Origin of the sequence: Microbacterium laevaniformans, from assembly GCF_016907555.1 — a bacterium.
GTDB lineage: Bacteria > Actinomycetota > Actinomycetes > Actinomycetales > Microbacteriaceae > Microbacterium > Microbacterium laevaniformans.
Map to the genome: position 1 here is coordinate 16,477 of NZ_JAFBCE010000001.1, position 19,662 is coordinate 36,138.

Below are 19,662 nucleotides of genomic sequence, written 5' to 3' on the forward strand. Positions count from 1 at the left end.
CTCAGCCTACGGGCTCGACGACCGTAGGTCCGAAGGCGGCCGGCAGTGTCGCCTGCGAGCGCGCCCGCAGCTCCGAGACCGCGACCGTGAACACGTCCTGCACCTCGAGGGCGTTCTCCGCTGTGTCGGCGGTCGCGTCGGTGACGCCGATGCGCAGTACCGGGTAGCTGCGGCCCTCGCACAGTCCGCGGAACTTCACGTCCTCCTCGCGCGGCACCGAGACGATGACGCGGCCGGTCGACTCGCTGAACAGGGCGGTCGCGGCATCCACGCCGTCGCGCTCCATGATCTCGCGCAGCCAGACGCGGGCGCCGACGCCGAAACGCGTCACCGCTTCGGCCAGGGCCTGGGCGAGCCCGCCCGACGAGAGGTCGTGGGCGCTGGAGACGAGCTCCTGCTGGGATGCCGCGTGGATGAGCTCCGCGAGACGCTTCTCCTGGGCGAGGTCGACCGCCGGCGGGCGTCCGCCGAGGTGGCCGTGCACGGTCTCGGCCCACGCCGAGCCGCTCAGATCGGTGGCGGTGACGCCCAGGAGGTAGATGTTCTCGCCGGCATCCTGCCAGCCGCTCGGAATGCGGCGGGCGACGTCATCGATGATGCCGAGCACGCCGACGACGGGCGTCGGGAAGATCGGGGTGTCGCCGGTCTGGTTGTAGAAGCTGACGTTGCCGCCGGTGACCGGGACGCCGAGCTCGAGGCACGCGTCGGCAAGACCGTCGACGGCCTGGCCGAACTGCCACATGACCTCGGGGTTCTCCGGGCTGCCGAAGTTGAGGCAGTCGGTCACGGCGGTCGGAACGGCGCCCGTGACGGCGACGTTGCGGTACGCCTCGGCGAGGGCCAGCTGCGCGCCCGCGTAGGGGTCGAGCTGGCAGAAGCGCCCGTTGCAGTCGGTGGCGATGGCGAAGCCCAGGCCGCTCTCCTCGTCGACGCGGATCATGCCGGCGTCGTCGGGGAAGCTGAGGGCGGTGTTGCCCATGACGTAGTAGTCGTACTGGTTGGTCACCCAGCTCGTGTCGGCGAGGTTCGGGCTGCCGAGCAGATCGAGGAACTGCGTGCGCAGGGTGGCGGGGTCGTCGGTGCGCGGCAGGGCGGATGCCGAGTCGTCGCGGAGGGCATCGATCCAGGTCGGGTAGGCCACGGGGCGCTCGTAGACCGGGCCGTCGACCGCGACCGTGGAGGGGTCGACGTCGACGATCTGCTCGCCGTGCCAGAAGATCTGCAGGCGGCCGTCGCCGGTCACCTCGCCGAGCACGCTGGTCTCGACATCCCATTTGCCGGTCACGGCCAGGAACGCGTCGAGCTTCTCGGGCGCGACGATCGCCATCATGCGCTCCTGGCTCTCGCTCATGAGGATCTCTTCCGGCGTGAGCGTGGGGTCGCGCAGCAGCACGTTCTCGAGGTCCACGCGCATGCCCGAGCCGCCGTTGGCGGCCAGCTCGCTCGTGGCGCAGGAGATACCCGCGGCGCCGAGGTCCTGGATCGCCTCGACGAGCTCGTCGCGGTACAGCTCGAGGCAGCACTCGATGAGCACCTTCTCGGCGAACGGGTCGCCGACCTGCACGGCGGGACGCTTGGTCGGGCCGCCGTCGGCGAAGGTGTCGGACGCGAGGATCGATGCGCCGCCGATGCCGTCGCCGCCCGTGCGGGCGCCGAAGAGCACGACCTTGTTGCCCGCGCCGGTGGCGTTGGCGAGCTTGATGTCCTCGTGTCGCATGACGCCGACCGCGAGGGCGTTGACCAGCGGGTTGCCCTGGTAGACGGCGTCGAACACCGTCTCGCCGCCGATGTTCGGCAGGCCCAGGCAGTTCGCATAGAAGCTGATGCCGCTGACCACACCGTGCACGACGCGGGCGGTGTCGGGATTGTCGATCGCGCCGAAACGGAGCTGGTCCATGACGGCCACCGGACGGGCGCCCATCGAGATGATGTCGCGGACGATGCCGCCCACACCGGTTGCGGCGCCCTGGAACGGCTCGATGTAGCTCGGGTGGTTGTGGCTCTCGACCTTGAAGGTCACCGCCCAGCCCTCGCCCACGTCGACGACACCCGCGTTCTGGCCCATGCCGACCATGAGCCGCTTCTTCATCTCCTCGGAGACCTTCTGGCCGAAGCGGCGCAGGTAGATCTTCGACGACTTGTAGGAGCAGTGCTCGCTCCACATCACCGAGTACATCGCCAGCTCGCCGCTGGTGGGACGGCGACCGAGGATCTCCTTGATCTGCGCGTACTCATCGCTCTTGAGGCCGAGCGCCGCGTACGGCTGCTCCTTCTCCGGCGTCTGGACGGCGTTCTCGACAGTGTCTGCGACCTTGCTGTCGGATGCGGGGGTGCTCACGCGGCGGGACTCCAAGACTCGGGTGCCGGGGACGGCCTCAGTCTAGCCGGGCGGCCGTCGACCGGGCGGCGCGGGTCGGGCCGTGCCGTTCAGGCCTCGTCGTCGATCACGCCGATGCCGACGGCGTGATGGCTGGGCTCGGCGGCCTGCGGCAGCGTGGGCTCGGTCGGGTGCGGCGCGAGCGGCTCGTCGGGATGCGGCGCCAGCGGCTCTTCGGGATGCGGCGCCAAGGGCTCCTCGCCCGGCTCCTTCTCCGTGCTCGACGCGGTCAGCTCTTCAGTGTCGGGCTCGGTCGTCGCGGGCGCGTCTTCGGTTCCCACACCAGGCGTGTTGTCGGGGGATGTGTGCGGGTCGGTCATGTGGTCCTCCTGCGTCATGACCTCCACTGTTCGCCGCCATCGGCGGTGACGCACGGGGGTTGACAAGAGGGCTCGTGGATGTTGCCGCTGCGACGTATCCTCGCCCCCATGACCGGACTCACCCCGTATCTCTTCTTCGACGGCACGGCTCGCGCGGCCCTCGAGTTCTACCGCGGGGTGTTCGGCGGCGAGCTCGTCCTCGCGACGTTCGGCGATTTCGGGCGCGACGACGGGCCCGCCGACCACATCGCGCACGGCATGCTGCAGGGTGCCGTCGAGCTGTTCGCGTCGGATGCCGCTCCCGGCGAGCCGACTCTGGAGCTTCGCGGCATCCTGTTCTCCCTCTTGGGCACCGCCGAGCCGGCGACGCTCGAGGAGTGGTTCGCGGCGCTCGCCGAGGGCGGCGACGTGCTCGACCCACTCGCGCTGCGACCCTGGGGCGACCATGACGGTCAGGTGCGCGACCGGTTCGGGGTGGCCTGGCTCATCGGCTACCAGGGATGAGCGACCCGGTCGCTGCGCGGCGGAAGGGGATGGTATCCCGAGTCGAACAGACGGTGCCCTCGCGGTCATCGGCGGTTAACCTGCTCGCTTCCGGCCGTCTGCTTCCGACCGCTTTGCTCACCCTTTGTGTCCCTCCACGTACCGTCCTTCCTTCGCACCCATGGGGCCGGAGCGCTCGTCGTCGCTCTGGCCTTCGGAACTCTGACCGCGACCGGAGCGGTTGCGGCCGAGCAGCCCGCGGCGTGGCCTCTGCTTGTCTCCGAGATCGCGCCTGACAACGCGGGCACCCCCGACCTCGTCGGTGGGAGTACGGGGGATCAGGACCAGTTCGAGTTCTTCGAGATCACCAATCTCTCCTCGGCGCCGATCGATGTGCGCGCGGGCGGGTACGCGCTCAGCTACATCTACAACGCGACGGGTTCCCCCACCGACGTCACCGCCGAGAAGCCCCTCATCGTCACCGAGGCGAGCCCCGTGATCCCCGCGGGCGCGTCCGCCGTGTTCTGGATGCAGTACACCAGCGGCTCGACGGTGGACAGCACGCGCTTCACCGATGCGCAGTTCCGCGCACACGTGGGAGCCACCGACGAGGTGCCCCTGTTTCACGTGACAGGACAGGCGGGGATGTCCAACACCGGCACTCGCGGCATCCGCATCGCACGCAACGGCGAGACGGTCACGTGGTCCTCGTACACACGAGACGCGACCGACAAGGGTCGCTCCACCCACTTCGGCGTCCCGACGGACGCATCCTCGCGGGGCGCGCTGTCGCTCGGAGACGGCGTGTACACGGCCGGCACCGTGACGGACGCGCAGAGAAAGCCCGCCGTCATCACCCCGACCGAGCCCACCCCGACCCCCACCCCGACCCCCACGGCCACAGCTCCCACCGTGGGTCCCGGCGCCGCCGGCAACGCGGCCCGCTACTTCCCGCTCGCGATCACCGAGATCCTCGGCGACAACCCGGGCACCGACCTGTACGAGTACCTCGAGGTCACCAACACGACCGATCAGCCGATCGATCTCGACGCGCAGAAGATCGGCATCCGTTACAACACGTCGCAGTGGAACGCCGGCAGCGACCAGCCCGTCTTCCGCCAGGACGGCGACGGCACCACCGCCACGGTGATCCCCGCCGGCGGTGTGGCCCTGTTCTGGATGAACTACAAGGAGAGCAGCACGCAGCGCTCGATGAGCATCCAGCAGTTCCGGGATTTCTACAGCCTCGGCGCCGACGTGCCTGTCTACCGTTTCGGAACCCAGGAGGGCTTCGCCAACGGCGGGAACCGGGGCTTCAGCCTTGTCAAGGACGGCGCCGTGATCAACCGCGCCTGGGTGGGCGCAGGCAAGATCGACAGCGCAGGCGGGGTCGTGCAGTTCGGCGTGCCCTCGACCATCGGCGGCATCGACGCGGTCGTCATCGCCGAGAACGCTCCGCGCACCCCCGGTGCGATCACGACCGCTCAGGTCACGAGCGCGCTCACCCGCCCGACCGACGCGGCGTTGACCTCGCCGATCCTGCAGATCACCGAGCTCGCCCCCGACACCGTGAACGTGCACGGGTCCGACGCCTACGAGTTCGTCGAGGTCTACAACGCCTCCGACGCGCCGGTGAACTTCGGCGATTACGTCATCAACTACGTCTACACGGACAACTCGCTCAGCGGCCCGGTCTCGCAAGGATCGACGCAGTGGCCGGCGACGCCCGCGAACCCGGTCATCCAGCCCGGCACGGCATTGGTCCTGTGGGTGAAGAACGGCAACAACACCGCGCTGACAGCCGCTGACTTCAATGCGCAGTTCGGCACGTCACTGGTCTCCGGCCAGAACCTGATCGAAGTGTCGTCCGGTGGCATGGCCAATGGCGGATCGCGCGGCATCCAGATCTCCACCAACGTCGGCACCGATGTGAGCCGTGCCTACTACTTCAGCGACGACCAGACGACGTCCACGACGGCGATCCAGTACGCCTGGAATCCGCAGGGCGCCGCGCCGATCTGGTCTCCCCAGCCCGCCGACGGCACGGTCCAGGCGCTGCTGCGCCTCGACACCCCGACGCCCGGGTCCGTCAGCGACGACCAGGTGCGCTCCGGGCTGCGCCCCGCTCCCGCCGCAGGTACCGCACCCGTCATCACCGACCTCACCGGCGGCACGGAGACACCCAGTACGCCGGGCCTGGACCTCGGGTTCGACATCACCGACGATCACGAGGTGCGTACCGTCACCCTCACTCTCACCGACAACCTGGGTGCGACGATCACGCGCAATCTCACCTTCGGCGCCGCGAACCGCTACCTGTACTCCGTGCCTCAGGTCGACCTGTTCGGCAAGCGGTGGGTGGAGTACACCCTGACCGCGACCGACGGCTCGCAGACCACGACCCTGGGCCCCGTGCGCGTCACGTTGACGGATGCCGCGACCGACCCGGTGCGACTGAACCTCACCGAGGGGCAGTTCGTGTCGGGCCCGGTGCGCGTGCAGGGCACGAGCGACGCCGCACCCGGCGCTCTGGCGCTCAGCGCCGACGGTGCGGCGCTGGACTCGGCGACCCCGTCGCTGGAGGCCGGGCCGATCTTCGCCTTCGAGGCGACCAACACCGACGCGTTCTTCCGCAACGGCGTCAAGCTCGGTGACGACGTGCTGAAGATCTTCGACGAGGGCTATTACGAGCGCATCGTCACCGTCGACGCGGCGGTGCCGGTCACCCGTGTGGAGAAGGGCAAGCCCCTCACCCTCACCGTCACGTCTGGCACCAAGGCCCAGCCCAGCGGCGACCCGAACGAGAACAACGACGACTTCTCTGCGCTGAACTTCCGCCTGGCGCTGCCCGACGGACGCGTGCTGCGCCCGGTCAGCTGCGCGACCAGCTGGGAGGCCGACGGGGCGGTGACCGCTCCGGCGCCGTACACGTGCGCCACGGGCGACAAGCGCGTGAACTTCAGCGACGACGCGCTCGTCTCGATCGATCTCACGTTTGACATCCCGGCCGACGCGTTCGACTCGATCGCCGCCACGTGGGACACCACGGAGGTCGGCGACGGTGCCCACACCGTCGCGGCCACCGACGGCGCGGACCGCGTCGCACGGTCGGTGCGGGTCGACAACACCGCGCCCGTCATCACGACGGCCCTCACCGACGGTCGGCTCTACCGAGGTGAGTTCTCGGTCGACGGTTCGGCCGCGGATGCCGGCTCGGGTCTCGACACGCTGACCGCGACACTGGACGGCGCCGCGGTCACGCTGCCGCTGACCACCTCGTCGCTGAAGCTCGCCCCGGGCGACCACACGGCCGTCTTCACGGCGCGCGACCACGTCGGCAACACCGCCACGCGGACGATAGCCTTCCGCACGGCGGACGAGCGCCCGGGCATCACGCTGCTGGCGCCCTCGGCGGGCGGCACCGTCACGGGCGACAAGGCGACGCTCTCCGCCACTGCGACCTCGGCCGAGGCCGACGCGCTCGACCTGAGCTTCCGCCGGGGGTACACGTTCACGCCCGCGCAGAGCCAGGTGCACGTGGCATCCGGAGCGACGACGACGGCAGCGGCGGGCGACCGCACGGATGCCGTGCCGCTGAGCGCCGACGACCTCGCCACGCTCTCCGTGACCGACGGGGTGGATGTCGCCGCCACGAGCGACACGGCCTTCCCGTACCAGCTGTTCACGATCGACGTGCCGGCCGATTCCGGCTCGGGCGCGCTCGCCCGCGTCACCTGGCAGGGGCGCGCCAACGCCGACGCGAAGGTGCTGCTGTACGCCCGCAAGACCGACGGATCGTGGGAGAAGGTCGACCAGTACCTGACGACCGGGGGTGCGGCCACCGACTTCACCCTCAATGCGCTCGTCCCCGTCGACACTCACGCCGACGGCGGCACGCTCACCTTCCTCGTGCAGCACTCGGAAGGCTTCGCCGGCACCGCGCGCTCGAGCCGGACGGATGCCGTGACCGCGTACAACGCGGGGGCCACCCCGCGCGACCAGTACGACTTCACGATCGGCTGGGAGTCGGACACGCAGTACTACAACGAGAACCAGGGCTACCTGGCCGGTACCACCGGTGACGACACCTTCTACCAGCACCAGGTCGACATCCACGACTTCCTGCTGAAGCAGCGCGACAGCCTCAACCTGCAGTACGTCATGCACACCGGCGACATCGTCGACGACTACGTCGCCACCGACCGGGCCGCCGGCAACGACGACCCCGAGTACGAGTGGAAGAACGCCGACGCACAGTACAAGCGTTTCGACGAGGCGGGGCTGCCGTACGGCGTCCTCGCCGGGAACCACGACGTGGGCCACGCGGCCGGTGACTACTCGAACTTCTCGACGTACTTCGGCGAGAGCCGCTACCGCGGCAACCCCTGGTACGGCGGGTCGTACAAGGACAACCGTGGCCACTACGACCTCATCACGGTCGGCGGAGTCGACTTCCTGATGCTGTACATGGGCTGGCCCGCGGTCAACAACGCGGCGTCCAACGATCAGGACATCGCGTGGATGAACGCCGTCATCCAGCGCTACCCCGAGCGCAAGGTGTGGATCGACCTGCACGAATACATGCTCACCACCGGTGGTCTGGGGCCGATCCCGCAGCGCATCTTCGACGAGGTCGTCAAGGCCAACCCGAACGTCTTCGCGGTCAGCTCCGGCCACTACCACGACGCGTACACGCGCACCGACGCGATCGACGACAACGGCGACGGCCAGCCCGACCGCACGGTCTACTCGATGCTGTTCGACTATCAGGGTCTGCAGGAGGGTGGGCTCGGCTACCTGCGTCTGCTGCACTTCGACAACAAGGACGGGCGGATGATCGTCCGCACCTACTCGCCGTCGCTGGACATGTTCGACTCGCAGGACCCGGCGCTCACGAGCCCCGAGGGCATGCAGGAGTTCACGATCCCCTACTCCGCGATCGGACTGAAGACGCAGACCAAGACGCTCGCGACCGACTCGTTCCGGGCCGACATCCTCACCGCCGACGAGGTCGGAAAGGTCGCCCAGGCGCCCTCCGGCTCGGTCTCCACGGTCGACTGGAAGAGTCTGACGGCGGGCGAGCGCGGATGGTACGTCACGGCCACCGGCCCGCACGGCGGACTGGAGTACTCCGAGGTGCGCACCTTCACCGCGGTCACGGGCGGTTCGACCGATCCGGGCGCGGGGGGCGGCACCGGGCAGCCCGGGACGGGCGGTGGCGCTCCGCAGCCGGGCACGGGAGGCGGCACCGATCTGCCGAGTACCGGCGGCGCTACCCCGGCGGTCGCGCTCGCTCTGTCGCTCGACCGCGTGAGCGCGGGAGCAACCGTGCGCGTGATGGTGCAGGGGCTCACGCCCGCGGCCTCCTACCGGTTGGTGCTGCATTCGACGCCGGTGCTCCTCGCGACAGTGACCGCCGCCGCGGACGGCTCGATCGACGTGACCGTGCTGATACCGCAGTCCATCACGCCCGGAGCGCACACCCTGCAGCTGTCGCGCGCCGACGCTCCCGACACGGTCGTGGCGTCCGCTGCCGTGACGGTCACGGCGGCGGGCCTGGCCGCAACCGGTGGACACGGTGACGACCTGGGGGCGGTTCTGGCGGGAGGCATTCTGCTGATGCTCACCGGCCTGGTCGTGGTGATGCGGCGTCGCCGTCACGCGCACTGATCCCGTCGCCGCAGGGGGGTGCATCCGTTCGCGGGTGCGCCCCCCGCGTCGCGGCGGGGGAGCTCTGACGTACGCTCGGGGCATGTCCCGTGACGTCCTCTCCGCGCGGCGGCGGGAGCTCAATGCCCTGCTGATGCGGCTCGACACCGATGACGCGGCCGTGCGCGCCGACCGCTCCGACGCGACGGCCGACGACGAGCACGACCCCGAGGGCTCGACCCTGTCGGGCGAGTGGCAGCGCATCGATGCGCTTCGTCGTTCCGTGCTCGACGAGCGGGCGGAGGTCGACGCCGCGCTCGCCCGCGTGGATGCCGCGACCTACGGCATCTGCGTCGTCTGCGGGAACGTGATCGCGCCCGGCCGGTTGGAAGCCCGGCCGATGGCCACCACCTGCATCGCCTGCGCCGCCTGACCCGTAGCCGATCCTGCGCGCCCGAGCGCCCGGCATCCGAGCGCCCGGCATCCGGTCGGACGCATGACGCGGCGTCCCGAACTCCTCCATTCGGCCGGTTCACGGCGGTGTGGAGCGGCCTCAGCCGCAGGATCGGGCCGAGATGGAGGAGTTCGGCGCGCCCTCCGCACGCAACGCGGTGGCAGCGCCTGGCCGGGAGGCGCCGGTCGACCCGCCGAGGGTGTTGACGCCCGGCATCCTCTGCCCTAATGTACAACCAAATGGTTGCACAAACTGAGTTGAGCGACGATGAGACCGACCGCCTGTTCCACGCCCTCGCGGCGGCGACGCGGCGCGACATCCTGCGGCGCACGATCGTCGACGAGCAGTCGGTCTCGACGCTCGCCGCGGACTACGACATGTCGTTCGCCGCGGTGCAGAAGCACGTGGCGGTGCTCGAAGCCGCCGGCCTCGTCGTCAAGCGCGCCGAGGGACGCGAGCGCCTCGTGCGCGCCGACCCGCGCATGATCTCCCGCGCCCGGGCGCTGCTCGCCCGTTACGAAGACCTGTGGCGCTCGCGCATCGACCGTCTCGACGCTCTGCTGGCTGAACCGCACGATCCCCGTCCCACGCAAGGAGACTGACATGCCCGTCACCGACATCACGACCGACCTCGAGAACCTCACGATGACCCTCGTCGCGGATGCCGCGGCGCCCGTCGCCCGCCTCTGGGAGGCCTTCACCGACCCCCGGCAGCTCGAGCGCTTCTGGGGCCCTCCCGGCTGGCCCGCCACCTTCACGTCGTTCGATCTGCGCCCCGGCGGACGCGTCGACTACCGCATGACGAGCCCGCAGGGCGAGCGCTCCGCCGGATCGTGGGAGGTGCTGAACGTCGAGCCCGGACGCAGCTTCGAGGTGCTCGACTCGTTCATCGGCGACGACGGTGAGAAGCTCGACGGCTTCCCGTCGATGCGGATGCTCTTCTCATTCGAGGCGACCGCCGAGGGCTCGCGCCTCACCAACACCACCTTCTTCACGTCGCTCGAAGCGCTCGAGCAGGTCGTCGCGATGGGCGCGATCGAGGGTTCGCGTCTGGCGATGAGCCAGCTCGACGCGGTGCTGCAGGACCTCCGCGCCTACGCGCAGGGCAAGGGCACCCGCACCGAGCTGCTGACCGATCAGCACGTGCGCATCACCCGGCTCATCGAGGGCTCGCGCGAGCTGGTGTGGCGCGCCCACCACGAGCCCGAGCTGCTGCGGCAGTGGCTGCTGGGACCCGACGGCTGGCAGATGATCGAGTGCGAGGTCGGCGAGACCACCCGCTTCGTCTGGCAGCAGGGCGACGACGAGTCGACCCGGTTCGGGTTCGAGAGCGAGACCGTGCTCAGTGAGCCGATCTGGCGCGAGGTCTCCACCGAACGGATGATCGGGATGCCGGGACCGGCGACGGTCAATGACCTGCAGCTCTACGAGGAGGATGGTGCGACCCTGCTGACGTTGCTGATCGAGTATCCCGACAAGGAGACGCGCGACATGATCCTCGCCACCGGCATGACCGACGGCATGGAGGCCTCGTACGTGCGCCTGGAGGCGGTCGTCGCCGGCTGAGGGGTGGCGCGTTTCGGCTCGGCGCTGCGCGAGCGCAGCGAGTCGAAACGCGGGCGCGGTCGCTCCGCGACGCAACTGCAAGGGATACTGCCCGACACGCCGCGGCATCCCTTGTCCCTGCCCGCGTGTCGCGGCTACGGCCTTGCAGTTCGGATGGGGGCGGGGGCGGCGCGACTCGATCGCGGTCAGTCCCCGAGCACGAGGCGGTAGCCCATGCCCTGCTCGGTGAGCAGATGCTGGGGATGCGCCGGATCGCGCTCGAGCTTCTTGCGCAGCTGCGACATGTAGAGGCGCAGATAACCCGAGTCGGCCACCTGGTCGGTTCCCCAGATGTCTCTCAGCAGGTTCTGCCGGGTCACGAGCGTGCCCGGGTTGCGGGCGAGGAACTCGAGCATCCGCCATTCCGTCGGCGTCAGGTGCACGACCTCGCCGCCGCGGACGACCCGGGTGGCGGCGAGATCGACCTCCACATCGCCGAAGTGCACGACAGGCGTGTCCACGGATGCCGCCGCTGCCACGCCCCGCCGACGTGCGAGGGCGCGCAGGCGTGCGAGCAGCTCGTCGATCTGGAACGGCTTCGTGACGTAGTCGTCGGCGCCGGCATCCAGTGCTTCGACCTTGTCGGCCGAGCCCGTGCGTCCGGACACGACGAGGATCGGCAGGTCGGTCCACCCGCGCAGCGCGTGGATCACCTCGATGCCGTCCAGGCGCGGCATGCCGAGATCGAGCATGACGACGTCGGGGCGCGCCTGGGCCGCCGTGGCGATCGCGGCGGCGCCGTCGGGCGCGGCGACGACGTCGTAGCCGTGCGCGGCGAGGGTGATCCGCAGCGCCCGCACGAGCTGCGGATCGTCGTCGGCGACCAGGATCTTCACGATCTCATCCTCCCGCTTCGGCGAACGAGGGCGCGGCGAGAGTGGATGCCGCGGCATCCACCGGCAGCGAGACCACCATCGTCAGCCCCCCGCCGGGCGTGGTCTCGGGCGTCAGCGTGCCGCCCATGCCCTCGGTGAAGCCCTTCGACAGGGCGAGCCCGAGCCCCAGCCCCGTGGTGTTGTCGGTGTCGCCGAGCCGCTGGAAGGGAGCGAAGATCTCGTCCTGGCGGTCGGCGCTGACGCCCGGGCCGTGGTCGACGATCCGCAGCTCGACGGTCGAGCCGAGCCGGCTGGATGCGATGCGCACGCGCGTGCCGGGCGGCGCGTAGCGGCGCGCATTGGCGAGCACATTGACGATGACCCGCTGCAGCAGCACGGGGTCGGCGCGCACCGCAGGGACGGTCGGATCGAGCGCGAGCTCGACGACGTCGGGTCCGATGCCGAGCTCATCGAGGGCTTCGAGGACTGCTCCCGCAAGGTCGACGGGGGAGAGCGAGACGGCGAGCACGCCCGCCTGCACGCGGCTGACGTCGAGCAGATCGGTGACCAGCGCCGCGAGCGCGGCGAGCGACTCGTCGGCGGTCGCGACGAGCTCGTCGTGATCGGCGGCGCTCAGCGACGGCCCCGCCGCACGCAGGCCGCCGACGGCCGCGATGGCCGCGGCGAGCGGGCGGCGCAGGTCGTGGCTGACCGCCGACAGCAGCGCCGTGCGCACCTGGTCGGTGGCGGCCAGGGCGTCGGCGGTGCGGGCCGTCTGCGTGAGCTCGCTGTGTTCCAGAGCTGCGGCGAGCTGGGCGGTGATGACATCGAGGAGGCGTCTTTCCGGGGCGCCGACATCGCCGCCGTGCAGCTCGAGCGTGGCGCGAGGGCCCCCCGCGGCATCCGTGCCGACGGGCACCACGATCGCCCGGCCGTCGCGCACCGGCTCGCCGTCGGTCGCCAGCACCTGCTGGGTGGATCCGTCTCCGGCCAGCAGGCGCGCCCCGCTCACGCCGAACGCCTCGCGGGTGCGGCTGACCAGAGCCGGGACGGCGCTCTCGCCGCGCAGCACGCTGCCCGACACCGTCGCCAGCAGCTCCGACTCGGCAGCCGCGCGCCGAGCCCGGCGCGTGCGACGTGCGGCTTGATCGACGATCCAGCTCACCAGGATCGCGATGACGACGTAGAGCACGAGCGCCAGCGCATGCAGCGGGTTGTCGATCGTCACCGTGAAACGCGGATGGATGAAGAGGAAATCGAGCGTCAACCCCGACAGCACCGCCGCGAACAGCGCCGGCCAGATGCCGCCGATCAACGCCACGACGACCACGAGCAGTTGGTACGAGAGCACGTCGGAGGTGATCGTCTCCTCGATGGAGGTCGCGAACAGCAGCCACGACAGCAGCGGCCCGCCGGTGAGCGCGACGACCAGACCCAGGATGCGCCGGCGCCAGCCGAGCGCTCCGCCCGTCACGCGCGGCAGATGCAGGGTTCCGCCCGCGGCGGCGTGGGTGACGATGTGCACGTCGATGTCGCCCGACTCGCGGATGACCGTGGCCCCGATGCCCGGGCCTGTGAACGCCGCGCCGAGGCGGCTGCGGCGGCTGGCGCCCAGCACGAGCTGCGTCGCGTTGACCGATCGCGCGAACTCGACGAGGGTCCGCGGCACGTCCTCGCCGATCACCTGGTGGTAGCTGCCGCCGAGCGACTCGACGAGTGCGCGCTGGGCAGCGAGGGCCCCGGGAGCGGCGGCACGCAGCCCCTCCTGCGTCGTCACGTGCACCGCGAGCAGCTCGCCGCCGGCAGCACGCGCGGCGATGCGCGCCCCGCGCTGCAGCAGCGTGTCGCCCTCCGGGCCGCCGGTGAGGGCGACGACGACGCGCTCGCGCGCCTGCCACGCCCCGCGGATGCCGTGCTCCTCGCGGTAACTCTGCAGCGCGCTGTCGACCTCGTCGGCGAGCCACAGCAGCGCGAGTTCGCGCAGGGCCGTGAGGTTTCCGAGGCGGAAGTAGTTCGACAGGGCGGCGTCGATGCGCTCGGCGGGATAGACGGCGCCGGCGGCGAGCCGGTCGCGCAGCGACTGCGGCGCGAGGTCGACGACCTCGATCTGGTCGGCGGCGCGCACCACGGCATCCGGTACCGTCTCGCGCTGCGTGACTCCGGTGACCTGCGCGACCACTCCGCCGAGCGAGGCGATGTGCTGGACGTTGACGGTCGTGATGACGTCGATGCCGGCGGCCAGCAGCTCTTCGACGTCCTGCCACCGCTTCTCGTTGCGGGAGCCGGGTGCGTTGGTGTGGGCGAGCTCGTCGACGAGCGCGATCTCCGGATGCCGATCGAGCAGGCCGTCGAGGTCGAGTTCGTCGAGCTCGACCTCGCGGTGGCGCAGACGCCGGCGTCCGAGCGTGGGCAGGCCTTCCGCTCGGGCCGAGGTCGCCGCACGGCCGTGGGTCTCGACGATCCCCACGACGACGTCACGACCGTCGGCGAGCAGGCGATGGCCCTCGGACAGCATCTCGTACGTCTTGCCGACGCCGGGCGCGGCTCCGAGCAGCACCCGCAGACTGCCGCGCTTCATGCGTTCACCCTAGTTCTCCCGTCGGTTCCCCGGCCGCCGCCGAAGCTGTTCTCGTGGGCCGGGCCGTGCCGCTCGCCCGACCCGGCAACCGACCCGAACTGCAAGGGATGCCAGGGGACACGCCGTCGCATCCGTCGCACCGGCGGCGTGTCGGCCCGTCGGCCTTGCAGTTGGGGTGGGGTCTGCGGGCCGGACGGGGCTCCCGCCGTGGGCCCGCCCCGACCTCGGCCACCGCCGGCCCGGCGACCGACCCGAACTGCAAGCGATGCTGGGGGACACGCCGTGGCATCCGTCGCACCGGCGGTGTGTCGCGGCGTCGGCCTTGCAGTTGGGGTGGGGTAGGCGCTGCCGGTCGTCGGGACCCGGCCACCCCCACCTGCCCGAGCTGAACCAACCGCAACCGGCCCGAACTGCAAGGGATGCCGGGGGACACGCCGTGGCATCCGTCGCTCCGGCTGCGTGTCGGCGCGTCGACCTTGCAGTCCGGTTGCCCCGGGCGTTCCGACGCGGCCCCGGTCGTCGAGCGAGCGCAGCGCGTCGAAACGCCGCACGCCACAGGCCGCCGCGTCACCGGCTCGCGGCATCCAGAGCGATGTTCAGCTCGAGCACGTTCACGCGGGCCTCGCCCAGGAAGCCGAGGTCCCGCGCCGTGGTGTGCTGATCGACGAGCGCCGTCACCACGGCGGGGTCGAGGCCGCGCGCCGCCGCCACACGCGCCACCTGCAGCTTCGCGTACGCCGGCGAGATGTGCGGGTCGAGTCCCGAACCGGATGCCGTGGCGGCGTCGGCGGGGATGTCGCCCACCGGCACGCCGTCCGCCGAGGCGATCGCGGCCTGACGCTCGCCGATCGCGGTCACGAGGTCGCTGTTCTCGGGCCCGAGGTTCGAACCGCTCGAGGCCGTGCCGTCATAGCCGCTGCCCGCGGCCGATGGCCGCGACTGGAAGTACTGCGGGAGGGCTGCGCCGTCGGCATCCGTGAAGGATTGGCCGATCAGCGCACTGCCGACGACCTGACCGCCGGCGTCGCGCACGAGGGAACCGTTGGCCTGCGCGGGCAGGACCACCTGGCCGATGCCCGTGATGACGGCGGTGTAGGCGATGCCGAGGACGACCGTGGCGACGAGCATCGCGCGGGCGGCGACGCCGAGATGGCGGAGGGAAGTGCGGGTGGACATGACGATGCCTTTCGAAGAGCCCGGTCAGAAGCCCGGGAGAAGGCTCACGACGAGGTCGATGAGCTTGATGCCGACGAAGGGGGCGATGACTCCGCCCAGTCCGTAGACGAGGAGGTTGCGCCCGAGGATCTGCGAGGCGCTCGCCGGCCGGTAGGCGACGCCCTTCAGCGCCAGCGGGATCAGGACGACGATGATGATCGCGTTGAAGATGATGGCGCTGGTGACCGCCGACGCGGGCGAGTGCAGCTGCATGAGGTTCAGCGCCGCGAGTCCCGGGAAGACGCCCATGAACATCGCCGGGATGATCGCGAAGTACTTCGCGATGTCGTTGGCGAGAGAGAACGTCGTCAGCGCTCCACGGGTGATGAGCAGCTGCTTGCCGATCCGGACGATGTCGATGAGCTTCGTCGGGTCGCTGTCGAGGTCGACCATGTTGCCGGCCTCCTTCGCGGCGGAGGTGCCCGTGTTCATCGCGACGCCGACGTCGGCCTGCGCGAGCGCGGGGGCGTCGTTGGTGCCGTCGCCGGTCATCGCAACGAGGGCACCACCGGCCTGTTCGCGCTGGATGAGCGCCAGCTTGTCCTCCGGGGTCGCCTCGGCGAGGAAGTCGTCGACGCCCGCCTCCGCGGCGATCGCCCGCGCCGTCAGCGGATTGTCTCCCGTGATCATCACGGTGCGGATGCCCATCGCGCGCAACTGCGTGAACCGCTCGGCGAGGCCCTCCTTGACGACGTCCTTCAGGTGCACGACTCCCAGCACGCGCGCGCCCGCGGCATCCTGAACGGCCACCACCAGCGGTGTGCCGCCGGACTGCGACACGGACTCGATGTCCGATGTCAGCTGCGTGCGCACGGATGCCGCGACCGGACCGGCCTGCTCCATCCACGCCAGCACGGCGCTGCCGGCGCCCTTTCGGATGACGGTGCCGTCGGCCAGATCCAGACCGCTCATGCGGGTCTGGGCGGTGAAGGGGACCGCGACGGCGTCGTCCGGGGCGACCGCCTCGACGCCGCGCGCGGCGGCGAGCTCGACGATCGACACGCCCTCGGGTGTCGGGTCGGACAGCGACGACAGGGCGGCGGTGCGTGCGAGCTCGCTCTCGTCCACGCCCGTCAGCGGCAGGAAGGCGGTCGCGCGACGGTTGCCGTAGGTGATCGTGCCGGTCTTGTCGAGCAGCAGCGTGGTCACGTCGCCGGCCGCCTCGACGGCGCGGCCCGACATGGCCAGTACGTTGTGCTGCACGAGGCGGTCCATGCCGGCGATGCCGATCGCCGACAGCAGCGCGCCGATCGTCGTCGGGATCAGGCACACCAGCAGCGCCACGAGCACGGGGATGCTGACGGGGCTCGCCGCGTACGAGGCGATCGGGTTGAGCGTCAGCACGACGATCACGAACACGATCGACAGGCTCGCCAGCAGGATGCCGAGGGCGATCTCGTTGGGGGTGCGCTGACGGTTCGCGCCTTCGACGAGCGCGATCATGCGGTCGACGAAGGTCTGGCCCGGCTGGGAGGTGATGCGCACGACGATGCGGTCGCTGAGCACGCGGGTGCCGCCCGTGACGGCACTGCGGTCGCCACCCGATTCGCGCACGACCGGGGCCGATTCGCCGGTGATGGCCGATTCGTCGACCGTCGCGATGCCCCAGATGACGTCGCCGTCGCCGGGGATGAGCTCGCCGGCCGACACGACCACGACCTCGTCCAGGGTCAGCTCCGACGAGGCCACGTCTTCGGTCGCGGCGGTGGTGGCCGCGGCATCCGCGGCGGCGTCGTAGCCGCGCACTCGGTGCGCGACCGTGGCCGTGCGGGTCGTGCGCAGGGCCTGCGCCTGCGCCTTGCCGCGGCCTTCGGCGACCGACTCGGCGAGGTTCGCGAACAGCACCGTCAGCCAGAGCCACACGGCGATGCCCCACGTGAAGCCGCCTGGCACCGGGGTGCCGCCGGAGCTCTGCGGGCCGCCGAGGAAGGGCTCGGCGATCGCGATCGCGGTAGTGAGGGCCGCGCCCACCCACACGAGGAACATCACGGGGCTGCGCCACAGCTCGGCGGGGTTGAGTTTGCGCAGGGCCCCGGGGAGGGCCCCGACCAGCTGCGTCCAGCCGAACGCGCGGCGGGTGGGAGCGGGCGACGACGCGGCGTCGTCACCGGCGGGCTGCGGACGGTCGAGGACCGGAGCGGACGTGTTCATGTCAGGAAAGACCTTCTGCCAGGGGACCCAGCGCGAGAACGGGGAAGTAGGTGAGAGCGGTGATGACGACCGTCACGACCGCGAGCAGCCCGACGAACTGCGGACGGTGCGTCGGCAGCGTCCCGGCCGTGGACGGGACCCGCTCCTGAACGGCGAGCGAGCCGGCCAGCGCGAGCACGAGCACGATCGGTACGAACCGCCCGAGCAGCATCACGACGCCCAGCGCCGTGTTGAACCAGGGCGTGTTGGCGGTGAGTCCGGCGAACGCCGAGCCGTTGTTGTTCGCGGCCGATGTGAACGCGTAGAGCACCTCGGTCATGCCGTGGATGCCGGGATTGAGGATCGACGTCGCCTCGACATCGGCCCGCACGGCGGGGATGCCGAAGCTCAACGCCGTTCCCGCCAGCACCAGGGTCGGAGTCACCAGGATGTAGAGGCTCGCGAGCTTGATCTGGGTGGGGCCGATCTTCTTGCCGAGGTACTCGGGGGTGCGACCCACGAGCAGTCCGCCGACGAACACGGCGATGATCGCGAGCACGAGCATGCCGTACAGGCCCGACCCGACACCGCCGGGGGCGACCTCGCCGAGCATCATGTTCAGCAGCGGAATCATGCCGCCGGTGGCGGTGTACGAGTCGTGCATCGAGTTCACGGCGCCGGTCGAGGTGAGGGTCGTCACGGCTGCGTACAGCGCCGAGCCGACGATGCCGAAGCGTTGCTCCTTGCCTTCCATCGCGCCGCCCGCGAGCTGCGGGGCGGTGCCGTGTCCGGCGACCTCGAGCGCGCTCACCGCGGCGATCGACGCGATCGCCAGCGTCGACATGACCGCGAGGATCGCGTAGCCCTGACGGTTGTCGCCGACCATGCGGCCGAACGTGCGGGGGAGCGAGATCGGGATCACGAGGATCAGCAGCAGCTGGACCAGGTTCGTCCACGGCGTCGGGTTCTCGAACGGGTGGGCGGAGTTGGCGTTGAAGAACCCGCCGCCGTTGGTGCCGAGCATCTTGATCGCCTCTTGCGAGGCGACCGGTCCGCCCGGGATCGACTGCGTCGCTCCGGTGAGGGTGTGCGCGTCGACGAATCCGTTCAGGTTCTGGATGACGCCGCCGGACAGCAGGACCACCGCGGCCACGACCGCCATCGGCAGCAGCAGCCGACCGAGTCCGCGCGTGAGGTCGACCCAGAAGTTGCCGATCGTGCTCTGCCCGCGCCGCGCGAAGCCGCGCACGAGCGCGATGGCGACCGCGATGCCGACGGCGGCGGAGACGAAGTTCTGCACCGTGAGGCCGGCGAGCTGCACGAGGTAGCCCATGGTCGCCTCGGGAGAGTACGACTGCCAGTTGGTGTTGGTGACGAAGGATGCCGCGGTGTTGAACGCCAGGCCCTCCGGCACGGCCGGGAGCCCGAGCGAAGCGGGCAGGAAGGCTTGCAGGCGCTGCAGCGCGTAGACGAAGAGCACGCCCATGAGCGAGAAGGCGAGCACGCCGCGGGTGTAGGCCTGCCAGGTCTGTTCGCTGCGCGCGTCGACGCCGATGAGACGGTAGACGACCCGCTCTGCGGCGGCATCCTTCTCGCCCGTGAAGATGCGGAACATGAGGTCGCCGACGGGGCGATACAGCAGAGCGAGCAGCAGGATGAGGGTGGCGATCTGGAGCACGCCGAACCAGATGTCTGCGGAATCGACGCCCATCAGAAGCGCTCCGGCTTCACGAGGGCGACGACCAGGTAGACGACGCTGGCGACACCGAGGACGGCGCCGATGATCGAGAAGATGTCCATCAGAGCCGCTCCGCCCCCTTCGCGACGAGGGCGACGATCGCGAACACCGCGATCGTCACGACGACGTAGATCACATCGAGCACAGGAACTCCCGGACACTGACCGCGCTCGCTGATTCCGCGCGGGCGCCCACCATGGGCACGGGATCCGATACAACTCCGCCGCGGCGGCGGCTTCCGACGTCCTTACGGTTTCCCTACGGGTGCTCGCGATGTCCTCACGGCTCGCTCACGTCG

At 70.5% G+C, this 19,662-nt stretch carries 13 protein-coding genes; 5 read left to right on the forward strand and 8 right to left on the reverse strand.

Annotated features, from left to right (window positions below; translation table 11 throughout):
• Position 1: 1 nt before the first annotated feature.
• Positions 2-2,338, reverse strand: a complete 2,337-nt coding sequence (gene purL / locus JOE53_RS00090) for a phosphoribosylformylglycinamidine synthase subunit PurL (protein WP_204946399.1) — start codon at positions 2,336-2,338, stop codon at positions 2-4.
• A gap of 89 nt (positions 2,339-2,427) precedes the next feature.
• On the reverse strand, positions 2,428-2,715 hold the full coding sequence (locus JOE53_RS00095) for a hypothetical protein (RefSeq protein WP_233449437.1): 288 nt from the start codon (positions 2,713-2,715) through the stop codon (positions 2,428-2,430).
• A 90-nt stretch (positions 2,716-2,805) separates the two neighbouring features.
• On the opposite strand from JOE53_RS00095, the gene JOE53_RS00100 reads away from it, so the two are divergent.
• The 5 genes from JOE53_RS00100 to JOE53_RS00120 all read left to right on the forward strand — a co-directional run bounded on the left by JOE53_RS00100 (position 2,806) and on the right by JOE53_RS00120 (position 10,849).
• The gene (locus tag JOE53_RS00100; RefSeq protein WP_204946400.1) at positions 2,806-3,201 is read left to right on the forward strand and encodes a VOC family protein; all 396 of its coding nucleotides are present in this window, start codon (positions 2,806-2,808) and stop codon (positions 3,199-3,201) included.
• Between the two features lie 126 nt (positions 3,202-3,327).
• Positions 3,328-8,850, forward strand: a complete 5,523-nt coding sequence (locus JOE53_RS00105; RefSeq protein ID WP_005054868.1) for a metallophosphoesterase — start codon at positions 3,328-3,330, stop codon at positions 8,848-8,850.
• 82 nt (positions 8,851-8,932) lie between these two features.
• Positions 8,933-9,262 carry a TraR/DksA family transcriptional regulator gene (locus tag JOE53_RS00110; RefSeq protein ID WP_005054869.1) on the forward strand — a complete coding sequence of 110 codons (330 nt, stop codon included), beginning with the start codon at positions 8,933-8,935 and terminating at the stop codon, positions 9,260-9,262.
• Between the two features lie 260 nt (positions 9,263-9,522).
• On the forward strand, positions 9,523-9,885 hold the full coding sequence (locus JOE53_RS00115; protein ID WP_043341692.1) for an ArsR/SmtB family transcription factor: 363 nt from the start codon (positions 9,523-9,525) through the stop codon (positions 9,883-9,885).
• 1 nt (position 9,886) lies between these two features.
• Positions 9,887-10,849: an SRPBCC family protein gene (locus tag JOE53_RS00120; RefSeq protein ID WP_204946401.1), complete on the forward strand. Its 963-nt coding sequence runs from the start codon at positions 9,887-9,889 to the stop codon at positions 10,847-10,849.
• 185 nt (positions 10,850-11,034) lie between these two features.
• Here JOE53_RS00120 and JOE53_RS00125 read toward each other — a convergent pair whose 3' ends face one another.
• From JOE53_RS00125 to kdpF, 6 genes are all read right to left on the reverse strand, one after another.
• Complete coding sequence (locus JOE53_RS00125; protein ID WP_271170979.1) at positions 11,035-11,724, reverse strand: response regulator; 690 nt, start codon at positions 11,722-11,724, stop codon at positions 11,035-11,037.
• 4 nt (positions 11,725-11,728) lie between these two features.
• Entirely contained in the window at positions 11,729-14,281 is a 2,553-nt protein-coding gene (locus tag JOE53_RS00130) for a DUF4118 domain-containing protein (RefSeq protein ID WP_204946402.1), read from the reverse strand.
• Positions 14,282-14,848: 567 nt separating this feature from the next.
• On the reverse strand, positions 14,849-15,457 hold the full coding sequence (gene kdpC, locus JOE53_RS00135) for a potassium-transporting ATPase subunit KdpC (RefSeq protein ID WP_204946403.1): 609 nt from the start codon (positions 15,455-15,457) through the stop codon (positions 14,849-14,851).
• 24 nt (positions 15,458-15,481) lie between these two features.
• On the reverse strand, positions 15,482-17,647 hold the full coding sequence (kdpB, locus tag JOE53_RS00140; RefSeq protein ID WP_204946404.1) for a potassium-transporting ATPase subunit KdpB: 2,166 nt from the start codon (positions 17,645-17,647) through the stop codon (positions 15,482-15,484).
• A gap of 1 nt (position 17,648) precedes the next feature.
• Positions 17,649-19,337, reverse strand: a complete 1,689-nt coding sequence (gene kdpA, locus JOE53_RS00145) for a potassium-transporting ATPase subunit KdpA (RefSeq protein ID WP_061681118.1) — start codon at positions 19,335-19,337, stop codon at positions 17,649-17,651.
• Positions 19,337-19,426, reverse strand: a complete 90-nt coding sequence (kdpF, locus tag JOE53_RS00150; RefSeq protein ID WP_016463763.1) for a K(+)-transporting ATPase subunit F — start codon at positions 19,424-19,426, stop codon at positions 19,337-19,339. The genes kdpA and kdpF overlap by 1 nt, the downstream gene beginning before the upstream one ends.
• Positions 19,427-19,662 lie beyond the last annotated feature (236 nt).